General features: G+C 72.0%; 21 protein-coding genes, 1 pseudogene and 1 riboswitch. Of the genes and pseudogenes, 13 read left to right on the plus strand and 9 right to left on the minus strand.

All coding sequences use genetic code 11. From position 1 onward, the window contains the following. Positions 1–37: 37 nt before the first annotated feature. Entirely contained in the window at positions 38–1,279 is a 1,242-nt protein-coding gene (locus QWM81_RS15725) for a L,D-transpeptidase (protein ID WP_290112604.1), read from the plus strand. Between the two features lie 24 nt (positions 1,280–1,303). Here QWM81_RS15725 and QWM81_RS15730 read toward each other — a convergent pair whose 3' ends face one another. Next, positions 1,304–1,705 (minus strand): DNA-binding transcriptional response regulator, encoded by a 402-nt coding sequence (locus QWM81_RS15730; protein WP_290112605.1) that lies wholly within the window; start codon positions 1,703–1,705, stop codon positions 1,304–1,306. Between the two features lie 190 nt (positions 1,706–1,895). On the opposite strand from QWM81_RS15730, the gene ctaE reads away from it, so the two are divergent. The 6 genes from ctaE (at position 1,896) to QWM81_RS15760 (ending at position 9,022) form a co-directional block, all read left to right on the plus strand. Further along, a complete protein-coding gene (gene ctaE / locus QWM81_RS15735) occupies positions 1,896–2,516 on the plus strand; it encodes an aa3-type cytochrome oxidase subunit III (protein ID WP_290112606.1) in 621 nt (206 codons plus the stop codon). Between the two features lie 65 nt (positions 2,517–2,581). After that, entirely contained in the window at positions 2,582–3,391 is an 810-nt protein-coding gene (gene qcrC, locus QWM81_RS15740) for a cytochrome bc1 complex diheme cytochrome c subunit (protein WP_290112607.1), read from the plus strand. Continuing rightward, positions 3,388–4,437 carry a cytochrome bc1 complex Rieske iron-sulfur subunit gene (qcrA, locus tag QWM81_RS15745; RefSeq protein WP_290112608.1) on the plus strand — a complete coding sequence of 350 codons (1,050 nt, stop codon included), beginning with the start codon at positions 3,388–3,390 and terminating at the stop codon, positions 4,435–4,437. Before qcrC ends, qcrA begins: the two co-directional genes overlap by 4 nt. Continuing rightward, positions 4,434–6,065 carry a cytochrome bc1 complex cytochrome b subunit gene (gene qcrB / locus QWM81_RS15750; protein ID WP_290112609.1) on the plus strand — a complete coding sequence of 544 codons (1,632 nt, stop codon included), beginning with the start codon at positions 4,434–4,436 and terminating at the stop codon, positions 6,063–6,065. Before qcrA ends, qcrB begins: the two co-directional genes overlap by 4 nt. A gap of 133 nt (positions 6,066–6,198) precedes the next feature. Further along, a complete protein-coding gene (gene trpD, locus QWM81_RS15755) occupies positions 6,199–7,263 on the plus strand; it encodes an anthranilate phosphoribosyltransferase (RefSeq protein WP_290112610.1) in 1,065 nt (354 codons plus the stop codon). A gap of 106 nt (positions 7,264–7,369) precedes the next feature. Continuing rightward, positions 7,370–7,487, plus strand: a riboswitch (SAM riboswitch). A gap of 176 nt (positions 7,488–7,663) precedes the next feature. Further along, positions 7,664–9,022, plus strand: a complete 1,359-nt coding sequence (locus QWM81_RS15760; RefSeq protein WP_353938307.1) for an aminotransferase class V-fold PLP-dependent enzyme — start codon at positions 7,664–7,666, stop codon at positions 9,020–9,022. Here the strand turns inward: QWM81_RS15760 and QWM81_RS15765 are convergent. The 7 genes and pseudogenes from QWM81_RS15765 to QWM81_RS15795 all read right to left on the minus strand — a co-directional run. After that, a pseudogene (locus QWM81_RS15765) lies at positions 8,983–10,205 on the minus strand (glycerate kinase family protein); the annotation flags it as partial. The gene QWM81_RS15760 and the pseudogene QWM81_RS15765 overlap by 40 nt on opposite strands. Next, complete coding sequence (locus QWM81_RS15770; RefSeq protein WP_290112663.1) at positions 10,160–11,524, minus strand: SLC13 family permease; 1,365 nt, start codon at positions 11,522–11,524, stop codon at positions 10,160–10,162. The pseudogene QWM81_RS15765 and the gene QWM81_RS15770, both read right to left, overlap by 46 nt. A gap of 139 nt (positions 11,525–11,663) precedes the next feature. After that, complete coding sequence (locus QWM81_RS15775; protein WP_290112612.1) at positions 11,664–12,323, minus strand: response regulator transcription factor; 660 nt, start codon at positions 12,321–12,323, stop codon at positions 11,664–11,666. Next, on the minus strand, positions 12,320–13,780 hold the full coding sequence (locus QWM81_RS15780; RefSeq protein ID WP_290112613.1) for a sensor histidine kinase: 1,461 nt from the start codon (positions 13,778–13,780) through the stop codon (positions 12,320–12,322). The genes QWM81_RS15775 and QWM81_RS15780 overlap by 4 nt, the downstream gene beginning before the upstream one ends. Next, on the minus strand, positions 13,743–14,126 hold the full coding sequence (locus QWM81_RS15785) for a small hydrophilic protein (protein ID WP_290112614.1): 384 nt from the start codon (positions 14,124–14,126) through the stop codon (positions 13,743–13,745). Before QWM81_RS15785 ends, QWM81_RS15780 begins: the two co-directional genes overlap by 38 nt. Before the next feature lie 157 nt (positions 14,127–14,283). After that, positions 14,284–14,565 carry an Lrp/AsnC family transcriptional regulator gene (locus QWM81_RS15790; protein ID WP_290112615.1) on the minus strand — a complete coding sequence of 94 codons (282 nt, stop codon included), beginning with the start codon at positions 14,563–14,565 and terminating at the stop codon, positions 14,284–14,286. Continuing rightward, positions 14,562–15,263 (minus strand): rhomboid family intramembrane serine protease, encoded by a 702-nt coding sequence (locus tag QWM81_RS15795; protein WP_290112616.1) that lies wholly within the window; start codon positions 15,261–15,263, stop codon positions 14,562–14,564. The genes QWM81_RS15790 and QWM81_RS15795 overlap by 4 nt, the downstream gene beginning before the upstream one ends. A 158-nt stretch (positions 15,264–15,421) precedes the next feature. Here QWM81_RS15795 and QWM81_RS15800 point away from each other — a divergent pair, with 158 nt between their 5' ends. From QWM81_RS15800 to QWM81_RS15820, 5 genes are all read left to right on the plus strand, one after another. Next, positions 15,422–15,664 (plus strand): hypothetical protein, encoded by a 243-nt coding sequence (locus QWM81_RS15800; protein ID WP_260228851.1) that lies wholly within the window; start codon positions 15,422–15,424, stop codon positions 15,662–15,664. A 50-nt stretch (positions 15,665–15,714) separates the two neighbouring features. Next, positions 15,715–17,079, plus strand: coding sequence for an NYN domain-containing protein (locus QWM81_RS15805; RefSeq protein ID WP_290112617.1), 1,365 nt, complete (start codon positions 15,715–15,717; stop codon positions 17,077–17,079). 313 nt (positions 17,080–17,392) lie between these two features. Next, complete coding sequence (locus QWM81_RS15810) at positions 17,393–18,418, plus strand: C40 family peptidase (protein ID WP_290112618.1); 1,026 nt, start codon at positions 17,393–17,395, stop codon at positions 18,416–18,418. Between the two features lie 196 nt (positions 18,419–18,614). Then, positions 18,615–19,643 carry a C40 family peptidase gene (locus tag QWM81_RS15815; RefSeq protein ID WP_290112619.1) on the plus strand — a complete coding sequence of 343 codons (1,029 nt, stop codon included), beginning with the start codon at positions 18,615–18,617 and terminating at the stop codon, positions 19,641–19,643. Positions 19,644–19,659: 16 nt separating this feature from the next. Continuing rightward, positions 19,660–20,802, plus strand: a complete 1,143-nt coding sequence (locus QWM81_RS15820; protein ID WP_290112620.1) for a hypothetical protein — start codon at positions 19,660–19,662, stop codon at positions 20,800–20,802. Between the two features lie 19 nt (positions 20,803–20,821). Here QWM81_RS15820 and QWM81_RS15825 read toward each other — a convergent pair whose 3' ends face one another. Beyond that, entirely contained in the window at positions 20,822–22,072 is a 1,251-nt protein-coding gene (locus tag QWM81_RS15825; protein ID WP_290112621.1) for a glycosyltransferase family 87 protein, read from the minus strand. Between the two features lie 99 nt (positions 22,073–22,171). Between QWM81_RS15825 and QWM81_RS15830 the strand changes: the two genes are divergently transcribed. Then, on the plus strand, positions 22,172–23,314 hold the full coding sequence (locus QWM81_RS15830; RefSeq protein WP_290112622.1) for a glycosyltransferase family 4 protein: 1,143 nt from the start codon (positions 22,172–22,174) through the stop codon (positions 23,312–23,314). Positions 23,315–23,338 lie beyond the last annotated feature (24 nt).

Genomic DNA, 23,338 nt, shown 5'->3' on the forward strand with positions numbered 1-23,338 from the left:
GCGTGCCGGGGTCGACAGGCATTCCTACCGTGTGCTTATGAGCCACACGCCACGCCTGCGCACTGTCCTCAGTTGCACCCTGCTGGTCGCCGTCACCGCCGCGACCGCGACCGCGTGCGGTGGTCCGGACGGCCATCCCCTCTCCGCGAGGCCGTACGACGCGGCCCGTCAGGTCGCGTTCAACACGCCGTCCGGCAGCGTCAAGGCGCCACTGGACAAGCCGCTCGAAGTCACCGCCCGGGGCAAGGACGGCCGCATCACGGACGTCACGGCCGTCGACACGGCCGGCCACTACCTGGCGGGCGAGCTGTCCGCCGACGGCAGCCGCTGGCGGTCCACGGCCCCGCTCGTGGCCGGTACGCGCTACACCGTCCGGGTCGCCACGGAGGACCGCGAGGGCTCGCCCGGCGCCCGTACGCTGACATTCGAGACGGCGCCCGCCAAGAAGCTCCTGAAGGTCGCATTCGGCCCGCAGGCGGGCAAGTACGGCGTCGGGCAGCCCATCACGGCGGAACTCAGCGCCCCGGTCACCACCAAGGCGGGCAAGGCCGCGGTCGAGCGCTCCCTCAAGGTCCGCTCCGTCCCGGCGGTCGCGGGCGCCTGGCACTGGGTGGACGACAAGAAGCTGCACTATCGCCCGAAGGAGTTCTGGCCCGTCGGCGCGTCCATCACCGTCACGGGCAACCTGGCGGGCGTCAGGGTCGCGGGCGACCTCTACGGCGGCCCGGTGAAGCCCCTGAACCTCAGCATCGGCGACCGCGTCGAGGCCATCACCGACGCGGCGAGCCACCAGATGACGGTCAAGCGCAACGGAAAGGTGATCAACACCATTCCGGTGACCACCGGAAAGCCGGGCTTTTCCACCCGTAACGGCATCAAGGTGGTGCTCGGCAAGGAGTACTACGTACGGATGCGCAGCACCACCGTCGGCATCGCCGCGGGCAGCAGCGAGTCCTACGACCTGCCCGTCTACTACGCCACCCGGGTCACCTGGAGCGGTGAATACGTCCACGCCGCGCCGTGGTCGGCCGGCTCACACGGGTCCGCCAACGTCAGCCACGGCTGCACCGGCATGTCCACCAGCAACGCCGCCTGGTTCTACCAGACGGTCCGCCCCGGCGACCTCGTCACCGTCATCAACAGTGACGGCAAGGAGATGGACCACTTCGGCAACGGCTTCGGCGACTGGAACCTGCCCTGGCACAAGTGGCAAGCCGGCAGCGCCGCCCTCGCCGACGCCCCCCGCACCCACCACCTCCGGCTCCAGCCGGGCCTGTGAGGCGAACCGAGCCCGGAAGAGGTGTCACGCCTCCACGGCGAGGCGGGAGCGCAGCAGGGCGGCCAGGGTGTCCGCGAGCTCGACCGGGTCGACCGGGAGGGTCACCGCGGCGTCCGCGCGGCTCCAGGTGGCCAGCCAGGCGTCCTGCGGGCGGCCGATCAGCAGCAGCACGGGCGGGCAGCGGAAGATCTCGTCCTTGATCTGCCGGCAGACCCCCATGCCGCCCGCCGGAGCCGCCTCGCCGTCCAGGACGCAGACGTCGACGCCGCCCTCGTCCAGGGCCTTCAGGACGGCCGGCAGCGTCGCGCACTCGATGTACTCGACCGGGGGAACGTCGGCCGCGGGCCTGCGCCCGGCCGCCAGCCGCACCTGCGCGCGGGTGTTGGCGTCGTCGCTGTAGACCAGGACGGTGGCGCTCGACTGCATTGTTCCTCCGAGTACGTCGGCGGCATGGGCAGGAACCGATGGGCCGGATGCTACTCCGTCCCCCACCGTGTCAACACCGGTTCGGACATCCCTTCGACGGCCGTTCCGCCGGGCCGTCAGGGCCGGTCGGACCGTACCAACACACCGAACGGCACCCCCCGGAGTGAGGGCGGGATAAGCGACCGACATAATGTCGGTCGTGGCGACAGCAACGACAGTAGAAACCGGGCACGCGCACCCGTCGGTCAATCGGCCGAACCTCACCAGCGTCGGAACCATCATCTGGCTGAGTTCCGAGCTGATGTTCTTCGCGGCCCTCTTCGCGATGTACTTCACCCTGCGATCGGTAACGGGTGCCGAGTTCTGGGCAGAGAAAGCCGATGCGCTGAACTTCCCGTTCTCGGCGACCAACACCACGATCCTGGTGCTCTCCTCGCTCACCTGCCAGCTCGGCGTGTTCGCCGCCGAGCGGGGCGATGTGAAGAAGCTCCGGGCGTGGTTCATCATCACGTTCGTGATGGGTGCGATCTTCATCGGAGGCCAGGTCTTCGAGTACACCGAGCTGGTCAAGCACGAGGGCCTCTCGCTCTCGTCCGACCCGTACGGCTCCGTGTTCTACCTGACGACCGGTTTCCACGGCCTGCACGTGACGGGCGGTCTCATCGCCTTCCTGCTGGTCCTCGGCCGTACCTACGCGGCCCGGAGATTCACTCACGAGCAGGCAACCGCCGCCATCGTCGTGTCCTACTACTGGCACTTCGTCGATGTCGTCTGGATCGGCCTCTTCGCCACGATCTACATGATCAAGTAATCGGGCCGGACGCCCGAGACATCCAGCAAGCACCGACGCAGAAGATCCTGACACCGGGGTAATCCGTGAAAAAGCTCTCCGCACGACGACGCCATCCGCTGGCGGCGGTCGTCGTCCTACTCCTCGCGCTGGCGGCCACTGGGGGGCTGTACGCCGCGTTCGCGCCCGCGGGCAAGGCGCAGGCCGACGAAACCGCCCAGTCCCTCGCCATCGAGGAGGGCAAGAAGCTCTACACCGTCGGCTGCGCCAGCTGCCACGGAACCGGCGGTCAGGGAACCACTGACGGCCCGAGCCTCGTCGGCGTCGGCTCCGCAGCCGTGGACTTCCAGGTCGGCACCGGCCGTATGCCGGCGCAGCAGCCCGGCGCCCAGGTGCCGGAGAAGAGGAACATCTACTCGCAGGCCGAGATCGACCAGCTCGCCGCGTACGTAGCCTCCCTCGGCCCCGGTCCCATCACGCCGACCGAGAAGCAGTACAGCCCGCAAGGCGCGGACATCGCCCGTGGTGGCGACCTGTTCCGCACCAACTGCGCCCAGTGCCACAACTTCACGGGCGCGGGCGGTGCCCTGACGCACGGCAAGTACGCCCCGCCGCTGACAGACGTGAGCCCGAAGCACATCTACGAGGCCATGCAGACCGGCCCGCAGAACATGCCCTCCTTCCCCGACACGATCATGCCGGAGAAGGAAAAGAAGGACATCATCGCGTACATCCGGACAGTGAACGACGACAGGACCGCGACCCCCGGCGGCTTCGCGCTGGGCGGCGTCGGCCCCGTCAGCGAGGGTCTGTTCGGGTGGATCTTCGGTCTGGGTTCGCTGATCGCCGTCGCCGTCTGGGTCGCGGCCCACACCGCTAAGGCCAAGAAGTCATGAGTAGCCAAGAGATTTCCAAGGAGAGCCTGCCGAGCGAGCAGGACACCGCGCACGGCACGGCGGTAGCCGAGAACCCGTTCGCCGACCCGGGGCTGCCACCCCACAAGCCGCGCATCCAGGACATCGACGAGCGGGCCGCCAAGCGGTCCGAGCGCACGGTCGCCCTGCTGTTCACGACGTCGATGCTGGCCACCGTCGCCTTCATCGCCTCGTTCGTGATCTTCCCGGTCGACCAGATCGTCTACGTCTGGCCGCTGGGCCACGTCAGCGCGACGAACCTGTCGCTCGGCCTGACGCTGGGCCTCGCGCTCTTCTGCATCGGCGCGGGCGCGGTCCACTGGGCCCGCACCCTGATGTCCGACCACGAGATGGCCGACGACCGGCACCCGATCGAGGCCACGCCCGAGGTCAAGGCCAAGGTCATGGCCGACTTCGCGGACGGTGCGCGCGAGTCGGCGCTCGGCCGGCGCAAGCTGATCCGCAACACCATGTTCGGCGCGCTGGCCATGGTGCCGCTCTCCGGTGTGGTGCTGCTGCGTGAGCTGGGCCCGCTGCCCGAGAAGAAGCTGTTCCACACCGCGTGGTCCAGGGGCAAGCAGCTCATCAACATGAACACGAACGAGCCGCTGCGCCCCGAGGACATCGTCGTCGGCTCGCTCACCTTCGCCAAGCCCGAGGGCCTGGAGGAGGACGACCACGAGTTCAACACCGAGATCGCCAAGGCCGCCCTGATGATCGTCCGGATCCTGCCGGAGGACATCAAGGACAAGCGCGAGCTGGAGTGGTCGCACGACGGCATCGTGGCCTTCTCCAAGATCTGCACCCACGTGGGCTGCCCGATCTCCCTGTACGAGCAGCAGACCCACCACGTCCTCTGCCCGTGCCACCAGTCCACCTTCGACCTCTCCGACGGCGCCCGCGTCATCTTCGGCCCGGCCGGCCACGCCCTTCCGCAGCTGCGGATCGGCGTGAATGACGAGGGCTTCCTCGAGGCGCTCGGCGACTTCCCCGAGCCCGTCGGCCCTGCATTCTGGGAGCGCGGATGAGCACCACGACCGCATCAGACAGCAAGCGCAAGGCGCCCGCCGGCGAGCGGGTGGCCGACTGGGCCGACGGCCGGCTGGGGATCTACGGGTTGGCCAAGGCCAACATGCGGAAGATCTTCCCGGACCACTGGTCCTTCATGCTGGGTGAGATCTGCCTCTACAGCTTCATCATCATCATCCTCACGGGTGTGTACCTGACGCTGTTCTTCCACCCGAGCATGAACGAGATCGAGTACCACGGTTCGTACGTGCCGATGCAGGGCATCCGCATGACCGAGGCGTACGCCTCGACGCTCGACATCAGCTTCGACGTCCGCGGTGGTCTGCTCATCCGGCAGATCCACCACTGGGCCGCGGTGATCTTCCTCGCCGGCATGTTCGTGCACATGATGCGCGTCTTCTTCACCGGCGCGTTCCGCAAGCCGCGCGAGGTCAACTGGCTCTTCGGCTTCCTGCTGCTCGTCCTGGGCATGTTCACCGGCTTCACCGGTTACTCGCTCCCGGACGACCTGCTCTCCGGCACCGGTGTCCGCTTCACGCAGGGCGCGATCCTGTCCATGCCGATCGTCGGCACGTACATCTCGATGTTCCTGTTCGGCGGGGAGTTCCCCGGCCACGACATGGTGGCCCGGTTCTACTCGATCCACATCCTGCTGCTGCCGGGCATCATGCTCGGCCTCGTGGTGGCGCACCTGATCCTGGTCTTCTACCACAAGCACACGCAGTTCCCCGGCCCCGGCCGGACGAACAACAACGTCGTGGGCATGCCGCTGCTGCCGGTCTACATGGCCAAGGCCGGAGGCTTCTTCTTCCTGGTCTTCGGTGTCATCGCGGTCATCTCCGGCATGTTCACCATCAACCCGATCTGGACCATGGGTCCGTACCGTCCGGACCAGGTGTCCACCGGCGCCCAGCCCGACTGGTACATGGGCTTCGCCGAGGGTCTCGTCCGCGTGATGCCGGGCTGGGAGATCAACCTGTGGGGCCACACGCTCGTCCTGGGCGTGTTCATCCCGCTGGTGGTGTTCGGTCTGATGCTCGCCGCGATCGCGCTCTACCCGTTCATCGAGGCGTGGATCACCGGTGACAAGCGCGAGCACCACATCCTGGACCGGCCGCGCAACGCGCCGACCCGCACGGCCCTCGGTGTCGCCTGGGTCACCGCCTACATGATCATGCTGGTCGGTGGTGGCAACGACATCTTCGCCACCCACTTCCACCTGTCGATCAACGCCATCACCTGGTTCGTCCGGATCGCCTTCTTCGCCGGACCGGTCATCGCGTTCATCGTCACCAAGCGGATCTGCCTGGGCCTCCAGCGGCGCGACCGCGACAAGGTGCTGCACGGACGCGAGTCCGGCATCATCAAGCGCCTGCCGCACGGCGAGTTCGTCGAGATCCACGAGCCGCTCAGCCAGGCTCAGCGTTACTCGCTCACCGCGCACGAGCAGTACACGCCGGCCGAGATCGGCCCGACGGTCGACGAGAACGGCGTCGAGCGCAAGCCCACGCGCATGCAGAAGCTCCGCGCCAAGCTGAGCAAGGGCTACTACGGCGAGGGCAACCAGATCCCCAAGCCCACCGTCGAGGAGTACCAGGAGATCACCAGCGGCCACGGCCACCACTGATCGCCTGGTCCGCCTGACCTGAAGGTCGCCACACCGCATCGAGCCCCGTCCACTCACCGGACGGGGCTCTTTGCCGTGTCCGGCGCTCGATAGGCTGTGGTCGACTGTGTAGGTACGGACACCAGGAGCGACCATGAGCGCTGTGCAACCCGCTGGAGGACCGAGCCCGGCGGGTCGTTCCTGGCCCGAGGTGCTGAACGGGCTGCTGGAGGGCCGCGACCAGAGCGCCGACGACACGGCCTGGGCGATGGACCGCATCATGCGCGGCGAGGCGACCGACGCGCAGATCGCCGGGTTCGCGGTCGCGCTGCGGGCCAAGGGGGAGACCGTGGAGGAGATCTCCGGCCTCGTCCGCACCATGTACGCGCACGCCAACCTGATCGAGGTGCCCGGCCCGTCCGTGGACATCGTCGGTACGGGCGGTGACGGCGCCAAAACCGTCAACATCTCCACCATGTCGGCGATCGTCGTGGCCGGTACGGGTGCCAAGGTGGTCAAGCACGGCAACCGGGCGGCGTCCTCCGCCTCCGGCGCGTCCGACGTGCTGGAGAAGCTCGGCGTCAACCTGGAGCTGACGCCGCGGCGGGTGGCGGAGGTCGCGCAGGAGGCGGGCATCACCTTCTGCTTCGCGGTCAAGTTCCACCCGGCGCTGCGCCATGTCGCCGCGGCCCGCAAAGAGCTCGGCATCCGCACCACGTTCAACTTCCTCGGCCCGCTGACCAACCCCGCCCGCGTCAAGGCCCAGGCGACCGGCGTCGCCGACGCCCGGATGGCGCCCATCCTGGCCGGGGTGCTCGCCGAGCGGGGCTCGTCGGCGCTGGTCTTCCGCGGCGACGACGGGCTGGACGAGCTGACCACCACGGCCACCTCGACGGTGTGGGTGGTGCGGGACGGCGCGGTGCGCGAGGAGGCGTTCGACCCGCGCGACGTGGGCATCGCGCTGGTGCCGGTCGAGGCGCTGCGCGGCGCGGACGCCTCGTACAACGCGGATGTGGCCCGCCGGCTGCTGGCCGGCGAGACCGGGCCCGTACGGGACGCGGTGCTGCTCAACGCGGCGGCGGCGCTGGTCGCGCTGGAGCCCTCCGCCGAGCCGCTGACCGAGCAGATCCGGGCGGGCATCGCGAAGGCGACCGAGTCGATCGACTCGGGCGCGGCGCGGGCGGCGCTGGAGCGGTGGGTCGCGGCCAGCAACGCGTGAGGCGTGTGGCTCGTGGGAGGGGTCCGGCCGCGGCCGGGCCCCTTCGCGTGTCCCGTCATCCGGACACGAGTTGCGCGGGGGCGATCAGTGGCATAGCTTCTCGGCAGGTCATGAGTGACAGCGACTACGGCCCCGGCCCGCTGTCCGGCAACCCTCCGTCCGTGGCGGGGTGCCCCGGGTGAAGACCAGGCCGCAGGCGGCGAAGTCTGTGGCAAGCGCGGACCCCTGGACATCGGTGAATGTCACAGCCCTGGGGTCCTGGTCCTCAAGGGAGCAGTCTCGTGAGCAAGCGAATGCGATAGGGCGTATCGCCCCTTCTCCGCACCTCCTTTTCCTCTCTGCGGCGCCGCACCGTGATGCGTGACGCGCAGAATTCGCCTGCCCTGTACGGGAGTTCGCCATGTCCGTTTCCAGTGTTGCCGCCGACCAGTCCGTTTCTTCGCCTCTGCCCGTTCTCGGGCGGGATGTCACCGTGCCGCTGGTCACCGGTGGCGAGGTCACCTACGCCGCGCTCGACTACGCCGCGAGCGCGCCCGCGCTCCAGCGGGTGTGGGACGACGTGGCCGCGTACGCGCCGTACTACGGCAGCGTGCACCGCGGGGCCGGGTACCTGTCGCAGCTGTCGACCGACCTGTTCGAGAGCAGCCGCGTGGCGGTGGCGGAGTTCCTGGACTGCCGCGAGGGCGACCAGGTGGTGTTCACCCGGTCGACCACCGACTCGCTGAACCTCCTTGCCGCCGCCCTCCCGGCCGGCTGCCAGGTCTTCGTCTTCGAGACCGAGCACCACGCCTCGCTGCTGCCCTGGAGGGACGCGCGGGTCACCTACCTCAACGCGCCCCGTACGCCGGGTCAGGCGGTCGAGACGCTGGAGCGGGCCCTCGCCGACCGCGACCCCCACGGCCCCGCCCTCGTCTGCGTCACCGGCGCCTCCAACGTGACCGGTGAGCTGTGGCCGGTGCGCGAGCTGGCCGCCGCCGCCCACGCGCACGGGGCGCGCATCGTGCTGGACGCGGCGCAGCTCGCCCCGCACCACCCGGTCTCCGTGCGGGACCTGGACGTCGACTGGGTGGCGTTCTCGGGCCACAAGCTGTACGCGCCGTTCGGCTCGGGCGTCCTCGCGGGCCGCGCCGACTGGCTGCGGGAGGCCGAGCCGTACCTGGCCGGCGGCGGCGCGTCCCGCACGGTCGCACGGCGGGCGGACGGCGGGGTGGACGTGGAGTGGCACACCACCGCCGCCCGGCACGAGGCCGGTTCGCCGAACGTCATCGGCGTGTACGCCATCGCCTCCGCCTGCAAGGCGCTCACCGAGGCCGGGTTCGACGGCCTGGTGGCGCGCGAGCGGTACCTGATCGGCAAGGTCCGCGAGGGGCTCGCCGAGGTGCCCGAGGTGAAGGTGCTGTCGCTGTTCGGCGACGACGCCCCCCGGGTCGGCGTCATCTCCTTCGTCGTCAGGGGCTGGAACAGCTCCCACTTCGCGGCCGCGCTCTCCGCCGAGTACGGGATCGGTGTCCGTGACGGCCTGTTCTGCGCCCACCCGCTGGTACGCACCCTGCTGGGCGGCGAGCGCGAGGACGTCGGCGAGTGCGGCGCGCCGGACGGCGGGACCACCGCGCTCAACGCCATCCGGGTCAGCTTCGGGGCGGGGACGCCGGACGAGCACGTCGAGCGGTTCGTTCGAGCCGTGAAGGAGCTCGTACGGGACGGGGCGAAGTGGAACTACCGTACGGAGGACGGGCGTTGTGTGCCCGACCGCGGCTGACGAGGCGGGTGCCCAGCAGGATCGTGCGCAGGGCCCGCTCGGCGGCGTCCGCGAGGAGTTCGGCGGCGTGTTCCAGGGCGTGTGACCGCGGTACGGGGCCGGGGGCGATCGACTCGTAGGCGTCCAGGCCCGCCGCCTCGGCGCCGCCCCCCAGGGTCCCCGCCAGCGCGAGCACCGGAACGCCCGCCTCCCGGGCGCGGCGCGCCACCTCGCCCGGGATCTTGCCGCGCGCGGTCTGGGCGTCCAGGGCGCCCTCGCCCGTGATCACCAGGTCGGCGCGGGCGAGCCGTGCGTCGAGGTCCAGCCCGTCCAGCAGCACGTCGAAGCGCGGCGACAGCCGGGCGCCCACCGCCGCGAGCCCCGCGCCCAGCCCGCCCGACGCCCCGGTGCCGGGCGCCGTGCGCAGGTCGGCACCGGGCGCGAACGCCTCGGTCAGGGCGGCCGCCCAGCGCTCCAGCGCCACCGACAGCTCCTCCACCCGCGCGGGCGTCGCGCCCTTCTGGGGGCCGAAGACCCGGGCCACGCCGCGCTCGCCGCACAGCACGTTGTACGGGTTGCACGCCACCAGCAGCTCGGCGCCCGCCAGTCGCGGGTCGAGCCCGCCCGCGTCGATGGCGGCGAGCCGCCGCAAAGCCGCGCCTCCGTGCGGCAGTTCACGCCCGTCCGCGTCCAGGAGCCGGACGCCCAGCGCCTGGAGCGCGCCGGCGCCCCCGTCCGACGTACCGGAGTCGCCGCAGCCGACGAGGACGCGACGGGCGCCCGAGTCCAGGGCGGCCCGGAGCAGTTCGCCGACGCCGTACGTCGTGGTGGCCCCCGGGTCGCGGCGGCCCGGTGGCACCAGCGCGAGCCCCGCGACGGCGGCCATCTCCACCACGGCCGAGCCGTCGCCCAGCACCGCGAAGTGGCTGTCCACGGGCGAGCCGAGCGGGCCCGTCGCGGTGCACGGCACGAGCCGCCCGCCCGTCGCGGCGGCCAGCGCCTCGGCCGTACCCTCACCGCCGTCGACCAGCGGGATGAGGTCCACCTCGGCGTCCGGCAGGACCCGCAGCACCCCTGCCGCGATGGACTCGGCGGCCTGCCGCGCCGACAGGGACTCCTTGAAGCCGCTGGGCGCGACGGCGATGCGGTACGGAAGGTTCACGGCTGGGTCTCCAGGAGGACGGGCACGCCGAGCAGCGGCCAGACGGTCAGGGCGAACAGCAGGACCAGGCCGGCCGTGAGCGGGGCCAGCACGGCCGACAGCCGCAGCAGGTCGCGCGAGGTGTACGTCGGCACGCCGTCCGGCACGTCGGCGAACAGCGCGACCGGCTTGGCCGACGCGGGAAGGGTGTGGCAGAACCCGGCCGCGGCGGTGGAGGCGAGCGCGGCGGCGACCGGGTTCACCCCGGCGGCCGACGCCGCCACCACCACCAGCGGCACGAGCACCGACGAGCGGGCGGAACGCGACTGGAGGACGAGGTGGGCCGCCGTACTCACCCCCACGACGACCGTGAGGAACAGCCACGGCGGCACGTCCACCGGCACCCCGCCCACCAGCCACTCCGCCGCGCCCGAGTCCGCCAGCGCCACGCCCATGGCCATCGTCGCGGCCATGAACAGCAGCAGCGGCCAGGGCACCGTCCTCAGCCCGTCCTTCAGCCGTACGGTGCCGAGCGCCGGCGACGCCGCCACCACCGCGCCGATCAGCGCGACGACCGCGGGTGAGACCCGGTGCAGCGGCTCGCTGCACCACAGCACCACCACCGTCGCCAGCAGCAGCGCGCAGCGGGCCTCGGCGGTGGACAGCGGACCGGTGACGGGGGTGGGGGAGTGCGCCCCGATCTCGGCCGGGGTGATGTGCACGGGACCGCGGCGGTCCGCCCGCGAGGTGGTCGTCAGCAGCACCGCCTCGGCGGCCAGATGGGAGGTGACGACCGCGAGCGGCAGCCCCAGCAGCAGCCATTGCACGAACCCCAGCCGCTGCCCGGTCTGTTCCCACAGCACGTTGACGGTGATCAGGTGCGCGCCCGCGCCGATCAGCGTGGCGACGGCCGACAGCAGCACGACGGTCGGGAACAGCAGGGCCAGCATCACCACCAGCCGCCGCCGGTCCGCCAGCACCTTGGCGAGCGCCAGGAACACCGGAAGCGCGAGGGCGGCGCGCCCGGAGGTGGCCGGGACGGCGAACGAGGTGACGACCAGTGCGGCGGTGGTGAGGTGGACCAGCTGGCGTACCGTACGGGCGCCACTGACCAGGAACGCCGCCGCCCGCCCCGCGAGCCCCGTCCGGGTGACGGCGGCCGCCAGGACGAACGCGCAGATCAGCAGCCAGATCGTCTCGTCGCCGAGGGTGGCGAACAGCGTCTCGCTGCTGATCACCCCGGTCGTGGTGAGGGCGAGACCCGCGCCCAGCGCGATGTAGGTGTCGTCGACGGGGGTGGCGATCCAGGCGACGGTGGCGAGGACGAAGACGGCGAGGGTCAGGCGCGCCTCACCGCCGAGGCCGGGGAACCGGTCCGGCATGGCCAGCAGCGCGCAGACGCCGAGCGCGCCGCCCAGCCACACCGGGCGGCTGAGGGAGAGGGTCACGGTGTCAAGTCTTGGTGTGCGCCGTGAGTCCTCAATGAGCGCTTTATTAAGGAAAGTTCATCCAAGGGCTGTTCTACGGCATGCGGTAGCCCATGCCGCGTACCGTCTCCAGCCGCCGCGCGCCCAGCTTCTTGCGCAGATTGCGTACGTAGACGTCCACGATGTTCGAGCCGGGGTCGAAGTCGTACCCCCACACGTGCGACAGGATCTGCTCCCGCGACAGGACCTGCCCGGGGTGGCGCAGGAACAGCTCCAGCAGGACGAACTCACGGGCCGTCAGGTCGACGGTCCGGTTCTCGGCACGGGCCCGGCGGGTGCGCAGGTCCAGGCTGAGGTCACCGCTGCGCAGCACCGTCACCTCGGGCGCGCGGGCGGCGGTGCGCAGCCGCAGCCGTACCCGCGCGAGCAGCTCCTCGAACCGGAACGGCTTGGTCATCCAGTCGTCCGCCCCGCCCTCCAGGCCCGCGACCGTGTCCCGTACCGAGTCGCGGGCGGTCAGGACGATGACGGGGAGCGTCACCCGGGCCTCGCGCAGCTCGCGCAGCACGGTGAAGCCGTCGCGTCCCGGCAGGCCGATGTCCAGCACCACCAGGTCGAAGCCGCCGGTGACGGCGTAGTCGAGGGCGGTGTCGCCGTCGGCGGCGACGGTGGTGGTGAAGCCGTTGGCGCGCAGTCCCTTCTCCACGAAGGAGGCGATCCGCTCCTCGTCCTCGGCGATCAGAATCCGGTTCACTCGTCTTCCTCCAGTGCGAGTACGAGGACGAAGGTGGCGCCCCCGCCCTCGGTGGGGCGCAGCTCGACGCGGCCGCCCGGGTGGCCCTCGGCGATGGCCCGCACGATGGAAAGACCGAGCCCGGCGCCGCCGCTGGTGAGCGTGGAGCGCCGCGCCGTGCCGCGCCGGAACCGCTCGAAGATCACGGGGATGTCCTGGGGCTGCACACCGGGCCCGCTGTCGGCGACGTACAGCTCGACGCGGCCGTCCAGTTGGCGCGAGCCGATTCTTATGCGCTGGCCGGGGACGGTGTGCTGGACGGCGTTCTGCGCGAGTTGGACCATCGCCTGGGTGATGCGCTGCGGGTCGAGCTCGGCCTCGCGGTCGGCGACGCCGTCCAGGACCCACTCGCGCTCGCCCAGCGCCCGCGCCTTCACGAACACGTCGGCCGTCAGCTCGGCGAGCTGGACCGGCTCGGGGGTGACGAAGTCGGGGCGCTCGGCCTTGGCGAGCAGCAGCAGGTCCTCCACGATCCGGCTCATCCGGTCCAGTTCGTCGGTGACCAGCCGGACCGTCTCGGCCTGCTCCACGGGGTCGTCGCCCATCAGCTCCAGATGGCCGCGCACGATCGTGATGGGGGTGCGCAGCTCGTGCCCGGCGTCGTCCACGAACTGGCGCTGGGCCGCGAACGCCCGCTCCAGCCGGTCCAGCATGCCGTTGAACGTCTCGGCCAGCAGCGCGATGTCGTCGCGGCCCTGCACCGGGATGCGGCGTGTCAGATCCTGCTCGGTGAGCTGCGCGGCCGCCCGGCGCACCACGCGTACCGGGGCGAGGATGCGGCCGGCGACGGCCCAGCCGATGCCGGTCGTCATCAGCAGGGCGACGCCCGAGATGGCGAGCTGGGTGCGGAACGCCTCCGCGGCGATGGCCTGCTCGTGGTCGGCGTGGAACGCCACGACGAAGGCGCCCGGCGCGGCCCGGCCCGCGGGGTCGATCGGCACCTTGGCCCACCGCACCTCGCCCTGCGGGCGGTCGATGGTGCCGGAGCGCTCGCCGGAGGAGAAGATCCGGGCGAGCGTGTCCCGGTCCCGGTGCAGGGCGACGCCCTCCGCGATGTCGCGCGGCTGCCGCAGCACGTCGGGGGCGGGGCCGGTGCCCCGGGTGAGGCCGAGCAACTCCTCGTCGGGGTCGGAGTACTGGCGTTGCAGGAACACCTGGAGCAGCCGGCGCGGCTCGGTGAACCGGGCGCCGGTGTCGGGGTCCACGCCCTGGTCGACGAAGTTGGCGAACTCGCGGGTCTCCTGCGTGAGCAGCTGGCTGATCCGGTGGTCCACGTCCCGCAGGAGGATCGAGCGGGTGGTCATCGCGACCGCGGCCAGCGCGACGGCCATCACCAGCAGTAGCCAGAGCAGGATCCGTACGCGGGCGGATACCCGGCGGTCAGTTCTCGTCACCGATGTCGTCACCGCGGTCGTCATCGTCGTCGTCGCCGGTGACCGGCGGAACCGGTACGACGGCGTCGGTGGGCGTGGCCGGCCGGGCCGGCGAGCCGGTGGGGCTGCCGCCCGGGGTCGCCCATGGGCTCGCCCCCGAGGTCACGGCCGGGGTCCGGGCCGGGGTGCCGGCCGGTGACGGCCCCGCGGTGGGCGTCCGTCCCGGGCCCGGCGTGGCGCTCCCGGCCGGCCGAGGAGTGGCGTCCAGCTCGACCCGGGGCGGCACCTTGGTCGTCTCGGGCGTATCGGTCAGCGTGTAACTGGTCGCGGCGATGCCGAGCGGGATGGCGACGACCGCGGCGAGCGTCACCATGCGATGGGAGAAAGCCATGCGCCCATCCTGGCCGGGCACCACCCTCGCCCGAATGAGCGCCGGATGAAGGCTCCTTCATGAACGGCGCGAACGGCACGAACGGCATGAAGGGCATGCACGGCATCCAGCACGGGCCCGGCCCGGCGCTGAGGGCGTACGGGCGACGCGGAAGGCGTTACGCGTCGAGGCCGATCGCGAACGCGGCTTCCAGGTCGTGCTGCGAGTACGTGCGGAACGCCACGTGCGTGTCCGTCGCCTCGACACCCGGGATCTTGCTGATCCGGCCCGGGATGACGTCCGCCAGGTCCTCGTGCCTGGCCACCCGGACCATGGCGATCAGGTCGTACGTACCCGTGACGGAGAAGACCTCGCTGACGCTGTCCAGCGCGGCGATCGACTCGGCGATCTCGGGGATGCGGTCCACGCTGGTCTTGATGAGCACGATCGCGGTGATCACGGCTGTCCTTCTCCCTCGGTGGCCGCTGGTGGGGCCTTCACTCTAGCTCCCCGCCCGAAGCGCCCCCACGCGTACAGGAAGCCCAGGCAGAACCCCACCACGTGCGCCAGGTACGCCACCCCGGGACCGCTGCCGGTGCCCCGCGCCGCCATCATCCACTGGAGCACGAACCAGAAGACCAGCACGGCCCAGGCGGGAAAGCGCAGCGGCAGGAAGAACAGGAACGGGAAGAGGCTGGTGACCCGCGCCCGGGGGAAGAGGTAGAGGAAGGCACCGAGCACCCCCGAGATCGCCCCCGACCCCCCGACCAGCGTCTGCTCCGAGTGCGCGTGGGCCACCGCGTACGCGAGCAGGGCGAGATAACCGCAGGCGGCGTAGAAGAGGCAGAACTCCAGGTGCCCCAACCGCTCCTCGGCCATCGCCCCGAACACGTACAGGAAGAGCATGTTGCCCAGCAGGTGCAGCCAGCTTCCGCTGACGAACAGCGCGGTCAGCGGCGTGGACAGCGCCCCCGGCGAGCCGCTCAGCAGGTCGGCCGGGATCACCCCCCAGCGGCGGAAGTACGCGCTCTGCGCCGCCAGCAGCTCGTCGCCGGTGCCGTACGACGGGTTCAACCCGGACACCGGACTGATCAGGAAGACCAGGAAGCAGGCGCCGATCACGCCATAGGTCACAGTCGGTCCGCGCCAAGCGATCATGGACAGATCATGACGTAAACGGAGGGAGCGGGACAGGGCGCCTCGCCGCGACACGGGGGTACCCCGAGGCCGTAGGGTTACGGGCAGTACCTCCGCAGTTCGACGGCGCACCGCGGCTCCGCACCCCGGCACGAGAGCACATGGAAGAGGACGGCACGATGACGACGGTTCCCCTGCCGACCGCCGAGACCCGCTGGCGCTGCACGCTCTGCGGCAACCTGACGCGCTTCGACGTCACCCGGTCCTCCAAGGTCGTGGAGTACGTCCATCTGGACCTCGCCGGTGAGCCGAAGGTCGAGGAGCGCGAGGTGGTCAGTGAGACCATCGAGTCGGTCCGCTGCCGCTGGTGCAACGCGGTGGACCAGATCGAGCTGGTGGACAGGCCGGGCACCGCTTCCTGAGACGGGAGCGGCCCGGCGGGCATGACGGACGGGTAGTGGGGTGACGGATCGTGGAGCAGCCCGCAAGCGGCGCTGAACCGGCCGGTGCGGCCGGTGACGCCGCCGAGGCGCTCGACCGGCCGCTGCCCGAAGGGGTGCGGCGCCGGGTCGTCGCCCTCGTCTCCGACGCCTTCGGCGGCCTGACGGTGGCGGAGCTGCCCGCCCAGCTGCGCCAGTACGCCCGGTTCACCCCGTCCCGGCGCGCGAGGTTCGCGGGCAACGCGATGGCGGCCGCGCTGGAGAGCGAGCCGCTGTTCCGGCAGCGGATCGGCGAGCGCCTCAGGGAGGGCCGGCCGGAGCTGGCCGGAGCGGTCGAGTCCGGCTCGCCCCCGGCCGCCGCCGACCCCGTCGACGTCGCCGCCGCGGCCTATGTGCTGCGCCCGGCCGGCTGGGTCAAGCTGGTCGCCGCCGCCGGTGAGGAGGCGCAGCGGGCCGACGCCGAGCGGGCCGACGAGGCGGGCCGGCGGGAGCTGGAACGGCTGCGCGCCGAGCTGGCCGAGGCCCGCGCGCAGACGAAGGCCGAGACGGAGCGGCTGCGCACCGAGCTGGACGCGGCGCGCAAGGAGGCCGAATCGCTTCAGCGCAAGCTGCGCAGCGCCCAGAGCGACGTCAAGCGCGGCGAGGCCGCCCTGCGCCGTACGCAGGCCGACATCGACGGCATCAGGGCCGAGGCGGCCGCCCAGGTCTCCGCGGCCGAGAGCGAGACGCGCCGCCTCAAGGCGCGGCTCGGCGAGACCGAGGCCGCGCTGGAGGCCAGCCGGCGGGCCGCCCGCGAGGGCCGCTCGGTGGAGGACATGCGGCTGCGGCTGCTCCTCGACACGGTCCTGGAGTCCGCCCAGGGGCTGCGGCGCGAGCTGGCCCTGCCGCCCGTCTCCGCCCGCCCGGCGGACACCGTCGACGCCGTCGAGCCCGGCCGGATGTCGCCCAAGGACATCGCGGCCCGCGCCCTGTCCGAGACCGACCCGGCGCTGCTGGACCAGCTGCTCGCCCTGCCCCAGGCGCACCTGGTCGTGGACGGCTACAACGTCACCAAGACCGGCTATCCCACCATGCCCCTGGAGAAGCAGCGGCTGCGGCTGCTCGGCGGTCTGTCCGCGCTGGCCGCCCGCACGGGCGCCGAGGTCACCTGTGTCTTCGACGGCGCCGAGCTCGCCGCTCCGGTGCTGCTGGCGCCGCCGCGCGGCGTGCGGGTGCTGTTCTCCAAGCCGGGCGTGACGGCGGACGAGTTGATCCGCCAGCTGGTACGGGCCGAGCCGCCGGGCCGGCCCGTCGTCGTGGTCTCCACCGACCGCGAAGTCGCCGACGGTGTCGCCACGTCCGGCGCGAGGCCGGTCGCGTCCGCCTTGTTGCTGAAGCGCCTTTCGCGGCTCTCGTAACTCCCTGGGCGCAATGCCCGATTGAGGGAAACCTACCGTCAAGTTCCCATGACGCAGCGTGGACTGTGTGTAAAGAATGTGACCTGTGAGCGAGATTTTTCGCATGAGGATTTGAACTGATCACAAGATGGTCACTAGGGTCTGGCCACGAACCTTCGCGCAGGTGATCACTCATCCGGAGTGACAGCGAAGGAACCGCCTAATTCCGTACAGTCCGGCCTGTTTTGCGGGGGAGCCGGGCACGATGTACGGAGCCGGGGCAACCGACCCCATAGCCCGGCAGGCGGCTCAGAGGAAGAAGGAGCTCGCCTCCGTGGCGTCCCACCGTCGTCCCAAGCAGCCGAGCCGCGCCCGTGTGACCGTGCTCACCGCGACCGCCGCCGCTGCCGTCGCCCTCTCCTCCCAAGCAGCTCAGGCTGACCCCAAGCCGAGCAAGAGCGAGGTCAAGGCCAAGGTCGACAAGCTCCACCACGAGGCCGAGGTGGCCACCGAGCAGTTCAACCTCGCCGACGAGCAGCGCGGCAAGCTCCAGAAGGAGGTCGACGCTCTCCAGGACAAGGTGGCCCGCGGCCAGCAGGAGCTGAACGAACTGCGCGACAGCCTCGGCGCGGTGGCAACCGCCCAGTACCGCGCCGGCGGCATGGACCCGTCCCTGCAGCTGTTCCTGTCCTCCGACCCGGACACCTACCTCGACAAGGCGTCCGCCGTCGAGGCGATGAGCGTCAAGCAGGCCGAGGCCCTGGAGACCATCCAGGCCAAGCAGCGCACCCTGGCGCAGGAGCGCGCCGAGGCGACGGGGAAGCTCGCCGACCTCGAAGACGTACGCAAGTCCCTGGCCGAGAAGAAGAAGTCCTACCAGGGCAAGCTGGCCGAGGCGCAGAAGCTGCTCAACACGCTGACCGCCGAAGAGCGGGCCACGATGCAGCAGGAGGAGCAGCGCGCCAGCCGTGCCGCGAGCGACCGCGTCGACCTCGGCAACGAGGCCCCGGCCTCCCAGCGCGGTGCCGCCGCCCTCGCGGCCGCCAACACCCAGGTCGGCAAGCCGTACATCTCCGGCGCCGAGGGCCCCAACGCCTACGACTGCTCGGGCCTGACGCAGTGGGCGTACCGCCAGGCCGGTGTGAGCATCAGCCGCACCACCTACACCCAGCAGAACGACGGTGTGAAGATCGGTCGCAGCCAGCTCAAGCCGGGCGACCTCGTCTTCTTCAACGGCCTGTCGCACGTGGGCCTGTACGCGGGCAACAACACCATCCTGCACGCCCCGAAGCCGGGTGCCGTCGTCCGTTACGAGTCGATGGACTACATGGGCACGTTCCAGTTCGGCGTTCGCGTCTGACGCGCCCGAACCCCGCGCCCGATCGGGTGGTTTACCGCCCTCAAAGCTGACGCTCCGCCCCGCCGGTGACCTTGTGGTCTCGGCGGGGCGCCGCTGTTCGAGGCCCGTACGGCCGGTGGCCGGTGGGTGGCCGCCCGGCTACTGTCTGGCGCGCAACAGCCTGCACAGCCTGCAACAGCGGAAGGGAGCGCGGTTCGTGGCGTCCCATCGCCGGTCCTCGTCATCCTCGTCCGGGTTCACCCGGAGCGCGAAGGTCACTGTCCTCTCCGCCGCGGCGGCCACCGCCGCCGCTTTCGGCGCCTCACCGGCGAGCGCCGACCCCGGCACCCCGGCGGAGGTCACCCGCGCCAAGGTCGACCGGCTCTACGCGGAGGCCGAGAAGGCCACCGAGGGGTTCAACGAGGCCGACGAGCGCACCGACGCGCTGCGCGGGCGGGTGGCCCAGGTGCAGGACAGCGTGGCGCGCGGACAGGAGCGCATCAACCGGATGCGCGGCCTGCTGGGCGCGGTGGCGGGCGCGCAGTACCGCTCGGGCGGCATGGACCCCGCGCTCGCGCTGATGCTCTCCGAGGACCCCGACACCTACCTCGACAAGGCCGCCGTCCTCGACCGGATCAGCGAGCGGCAGACGACCGCGCTCGCGGAACTCCGGCGCGCCCAGCGCGGGCTGGCCCAGGAGCGCGCCGAGGCCACCCGCATGCTCGCCGAACTGGAGCGCAGCCGGGCCGCCGTGGCGCTCCACAAGCGCACGGTCGAGCGCAAGCTCGCCGAGGCGCGCGCCCTGTTGAACGCCCTGTCCACCGACGAGCGCGACGCCTACGACCGCGCCTCCCGCTCCGGCCGCGACGACCTGCCGCCGCTCGCCGGTGAGGCCGTCTCCGGCCGGGCGGCCGCCGCGGTGGCCGCGGCCCGCTCGGCGGTCGGCAAGCCCTATGTGTGGGGCGCCAACGGCCCCTCCGGCTTCGACTGTTCGGGCCTGATGCAGTGGTCGTACGCACAGGCGGGCGTCGGCCTGCCGCGCACCTCGCAGGCACAGCGCAACGCCGGACGGCACGTCCCGCTGTCCGAGGCGCGCCCCGGCGACCTGGTGACGTACCGGGACGATGCCAGCCATGTCGGGATGTACATGGGCAACGGCCAGGTGGTGCACGCCCCGTACCCGGGTGCCCCGGTGCGCTACGACCCGGTCGGCATGATGCCCGTCTCGGCGGTCACGCGCGTCTGACCGTACGATCGGGAGAATGTGGGTCCCCAGACGTGCGGTGGCGGTGGCTGCGGGCCTCGTCCTGGTCTCCGGCTGTACGGCTCAGGAAGCACCCGGCACGGCCCAGTTCCAGTCGGCGGTGGACCGGCGGGCCGCCGCCGTGCGGGCCGAGGAGCTCGCCGGGGTGCCGCTCGGCTCCTGGTCGTACCGCGTGACGCGGGTGCGGCGGGACGGCGACCGGGCCACCGCGCGCGCCGAGCTGAGCTACCGCATCGCCGGGTACGACAGCGGGGCGGTGACCGGCGAGCGGGTGCTTGAGCTCGCGGAGCGGGACGGCCGCTGGTACGTGACGTCCGACCGGCCCGCGCAGGGCGCCGCCCAGCACCTCTGGGAGCAGGGCGACATCCAGGTCGTACGGGGCAGGAACAGCCTGGTCCTCGGGGTCGGGCAGGACGCGGCGCGGCTGAAGTCCGTCGCGGCGGCCGCGGACCGGGCGGTGCCCGCCGTGTCCGACGCCTGGCCCGGCGGGTGGGCGCGGCGCGTGGTGGTGCTCGTGCCGGCCTCGCTGAAGGGCATGGGCGCGCTGCTGGGGGAGCCGGCGGCGGGGTACCGGGGGATCGCGGCGGTGACGACCGGCCGGGTCGGGGGCGGCGCGGACGCCCCGGCCGACCGCGTGATCGTCAACCCCGAGGCGTACGCGGTGCTGGGCGAGTTCGGGCAGGGCGTCGTGCTCGCCCACGAGACGGCGCATGTCGCGTCCCGCGCGTACACCTCCGCGGCCACGCCGCTGTGGCTCTCGGAGGGGTTCGCCGACTGGGTGGCCTACCGGGGCACGGGGCGGCCGGCGGCGCGGGTGGCCCCGGAGCTGCGGGCGGCGGTCCGGGCGGGGGACGTCCCGGACGCCCTGCCGGACGACGAGGACTTCAGGTTCGGGGGCTCAGGCCGTTCGTCCGGCGGTGACGCGGGCGCGCTGGCGCGTGCGTACGAGGCCGGCTGGCTGGCCTGCGCGCTGATCGCCGACCGGTGGGGCGAGGCGAAGCTGACGGCGTTCTACCGGGCGGTGGGCAAGCACGAGAAGCGGGCCGGCGCGGTGGAGGAGGCCCTGCGCGAGGTGCTGTCGACCACCCCGGAGGCCTTCACCGCCCAGTGGCGCGGCTACCTGCGCGAACAGCTCGGCTAGCCGGCCGGCCGCCGCCGTATCAGGAGGTGAGCACCCGGTCGCGGGTCGCCTGAGCCGGGACCGTGGCGCGCTCGCGCAGGCGCGGCTCGGTGACCGACTGGAGCCACAGCTGCCGGCAGGCGGTGACCGTGGCCGCGACGAGCAGCCCGTTGCGTACGGTCAGCAGCAGCAGGCCCCAGCCGTCGCTGTGCACGACGTGGGTGAACCAGATCGGGAACTCCAGCATCGTCACGCCCGTCGCCGCCAGCACCAGCCGTGCCGCCCCGCGCATCCGGCTGTTGTGGAAGACCAGGCAGACGGCCGCCAGTCCGACCAGCCAGATCATGTACTGCGGGCTGATCACCCGGCTCGTGGTGGTGAACAGCAGCACGGCAGCGAAGGCCGCGTCGCACAGTGTCGTCGTACCGAACTCCCGCGCCCGCACCCGCCACACCAGCAGCCAGCCGAACGCCGCCACCGTCAGCGCGAGCGCGGCGGTGGAGACCACCGGGACGTACGGGCCGAGGAACTCCACCGACCCGTAGTTCAGCAGCACCTGCCCCTCCCAGCCGAAGTGCCGCGCCACATGGAAGACCAGCGCGCCCAGCGACTCCACCTCCGTGCCCCGGTCCCGCTGGAAGGTGAGGAAGGCCAGCGCCCCGGGCATCGCCGCCGTGCAGGCCAGCAGCACCGCCGCCCCCGTGACCACCGCCGTCGTCCACGAGCGCCGGGTGACCGGGCCGCGCCGGGTGCCCGCCAGCACCAGCACCGGCCAGACCTTCAGCAGCGCGCCGAAGCCGGCCAGCGCGCCGAGGACGCGCGGGTGCCGGACGCCCGCCAGCAGCGCGGCGACGGCCACGGCGGTGACCATCAGGTCGTAGCGGGCGTACGCGGTCGGGCCGAGCAGCGGCACGCCCACGACCCACACCCACGCGCCCATGAGGCACTTGCCGGGGCGCCGCGCCGCGTACAGCAGCAGGCCGAGGACGAGCGCGTCGCTGACGAGGACGAGCACGAAGAAGGCCGAGGCGTAGTCGAGGAAGGGCAGCAGGCCGGGGGAGAGGATCGCGAGCGCGGCGGCCGGGGGGTACTGCCAGGTGACGTCGTCCAGCGGGTACGTGCCGGTCCTCAGCACCTCGTACCAGCCCTGGTAGATCTGCGAGACGTCGGAGGTGACGTCCGGTCCGGGCAGGACGAGGACCTTGAAGACACAGAGCAGCAGGAGAGTCCTGGTCAGAAGCCATATGCCGATGACTGCGATCGGGAGCCGGGTGCCGCTGGGGCCCTTCATGCGTACCTCGTCCGGGTGGGTGGGCGGTCTGGGGTCGTGGTGCCGGGCGGGACTGTGCGTGAGCGGTGGAGCGGCGCCGTTCGGTACTGTCGGCTTGCGATGCACAAGACCTTGATCGTAACGAACGACTTTCCGCCCAGACCCGGCGGGATTCAGGCGTTTCTGCACAACATGGCGCTCAGACTTGATCCGGAACGGATCGTTGTCTACGCCTCCACATGGAAGCGCGGCCGGGAGGGCGCCGAGGCGACCGCCCTGTTCGACGCCGAACAGCCGTTCCAGGTTGTCCGGGACCGTACGACGATGTTGTTGCCCACACCACGCGTCACCGCCCGCGCGGCCGGGCTGCTGCGCGAGCACGGCTGCGAGTCGGTGTGGTTCGGGGCGGCGGCCCCCCTCGGGCTGATGGCGCCGGCGCTGCGGAAGGCCGGGGCGCGGCGGATCGTCGCCACGACGCACGGCCACGAGGCGGGCTGGGCCCAGCTGCCGGGGTCGCGGCGGCTGCTGCGGCGGATCGGCGAGGGTACGGACACGATCACGTACCTCGGTGAGTACACGCGCTCGCGCATCGCCGCGGCGCTGACGCCCGGAGCGGCCGGGCGGATGGTGCAGCTGCCGCCGGGCGTGGACGAGAAGACGTTCCACCCCGGGTCGGGCGGGGACGCGATCCGGGAACGGCTGGGCCTGGCCGGTCGGCCGGTCGTGGTGTGCGTGTCCCGGCTGGTCCCGCGCAAGGGCCAGGACACCCTGATCAGGGCCATGCCCGCGATCCTGCGGCGCGTGCCGGACGCGGTGCTGCTGATCGTGGGCGGCGGGCCGTACGGGAAGGACCTGCGCCGCCTCGCCGCCGGGACGGGGGTCGCCGGATCGGTGCGCTTCACGGGCGCGGTGCCGTGGGAGGAGCTGCCGGCCCACTACGGGGCGGGCGACGTCTTCGCGATGCCGTGCCGGACGCGGCGGGGCGGCCTGGACGTCGAGGGGCTCGGCATCGTGTACCTGGAGGCCTCCGCGACCGGCCTGCCGGTGGTGGCGGGCGACTCGGGCGGCGCCCCCGACGCCGTACTGGACGGGGAGACGGGCTGGGTCGTACGCGGCGAGTCCCCGGCGCAGTGCGCCGAGCGGATCGTGACGCTCCTGGAGGACCCGGAACTGCGCCGCCGCATGGGCGAGCGCGGCCGCGCCTGGGTCGAGGAGAAGTGGCGCTGGGACCTCCTCGCGGAACACCTCAAAACCCTGCTCTGACCCGCCCCCACGTCCCTCGGCCCT

The organism is Streptomyces ficellus (assembly GCF_030406405.1).
GTDB lineage: Bacteria > Actinomycetota > Actinomycetes > Streptomycetales > Streptomycetaceae > Streptomyces > Streptomyces ficellus_B.

Excerpts from the sequence above, each read along its gene's own strand:
- QWM81_RS15825 (WP_290112621.1), bottom strand. The coding sequence starts at position 22,072 with ATGAAGGGCCCCAGCGGCACCCGGCTCCCGATCGCAGTCATCGGCATA.
- QWM81_RS15730 (WP_290112605.1), bottom strand. The coding sequence starts at position 1,705 with ATGCAGTCGAGCGCCACCGTCCTGGTCTACAGCGACGACGCCAACACC.
- ctaE (WP_290112606.1), top strand. The coding sequence starts at position 1,896 with ATGTCGGTCGTGGCGACAGCAACGACAGTAGAAACCGGGCACGCGCAC.
- QWM81_RS15760 (WP_353938307.1), top strand. The coding sequence starts at position 7,664 with ATGTCCGTTTCCAGTGTTGCCGCCGACCAGTCCGTTTCTTCGCCTCTG.
- QWM81_RS15820 (WP_290112620.1), top strand. The coding sequence starts at position 19,660 with ATGTGGGTCCCCAGACGTGCGGTGGCGGTGGCTGCGGGCCTCGTCCTG.
- QWM81_RS15780 (WP_290112613.1), bottom strand. The coding sequence starts at position 13,780 with ATGACGACCGCGGTGACGACATCGGTGACGAGAACTGACCGCCGGGTA.
- QWM81_RS15725 (WP_290112604.1), top strand. The coding sequence starts at position 38 with ATGAGCCACACGCCACGCCTGCGCACTGTCCTCAGTTGCACCCTGCTG.
- QWM81_RS15795 (WP_290112616.1), bottom strand. The coding sequence starts at position 15,263 with ATGATCGCTTGGCGCGGACCGACTGTGACCTATGGCGTGATCGGCGCC.
- QWM81_RS15830 (WP_290112622.1), top strand. The coding sequence starts at position 22,172 with ATGCACAAGACCTTGATCGTAACGAACGACTTTCCGCCCAGACCCGGC.
- QWM81_RS15800 (WP_260228851.1), top strand. The coding sequence starts at position 15,422 with ATGACGACGGTTCCCCTGCCGACCGCCGAGACCCGCTGGCGCTGCACG.
- QWM81_RS15770 (WP_290112663.1), bottom strand. The coding sequence starts at position 11,524 with ATGCCGGACCGGTTCCCCGGCCTCGGCGGTGAGGCGCGCCTGACCCTC.
- qcrB (WP_290112609.1), top strand. The coding sequence starts at position 4,434 with ATGAGCACCACGACCGCATCAGACAGCAAGCGCAAGGCGCCCGCCGGC.
- qcrA (WP_290112608.1), top strand. The coding sequence starts at position 3,388 with ATGAGTAGCCAAGAGATTTCCAAGGAGAGCCTGCCGAGCGAGCAGGAC.
- QWM81_RS15785 (WP_290112614.1), bottom strand. The coding sequence starts at position 14,126 with ATGGCTTTCTCCCATCGCATGGTGACGCTCGCCGCGGTCGTCGCCATC.
- trpD (WP_290112610.1), top strand. The coding sequence starts at position 6,199 with ATGAGCGCTGTGCAACCCGCTGGAGGACCGAGCCCGGCGGGTCGTTCC.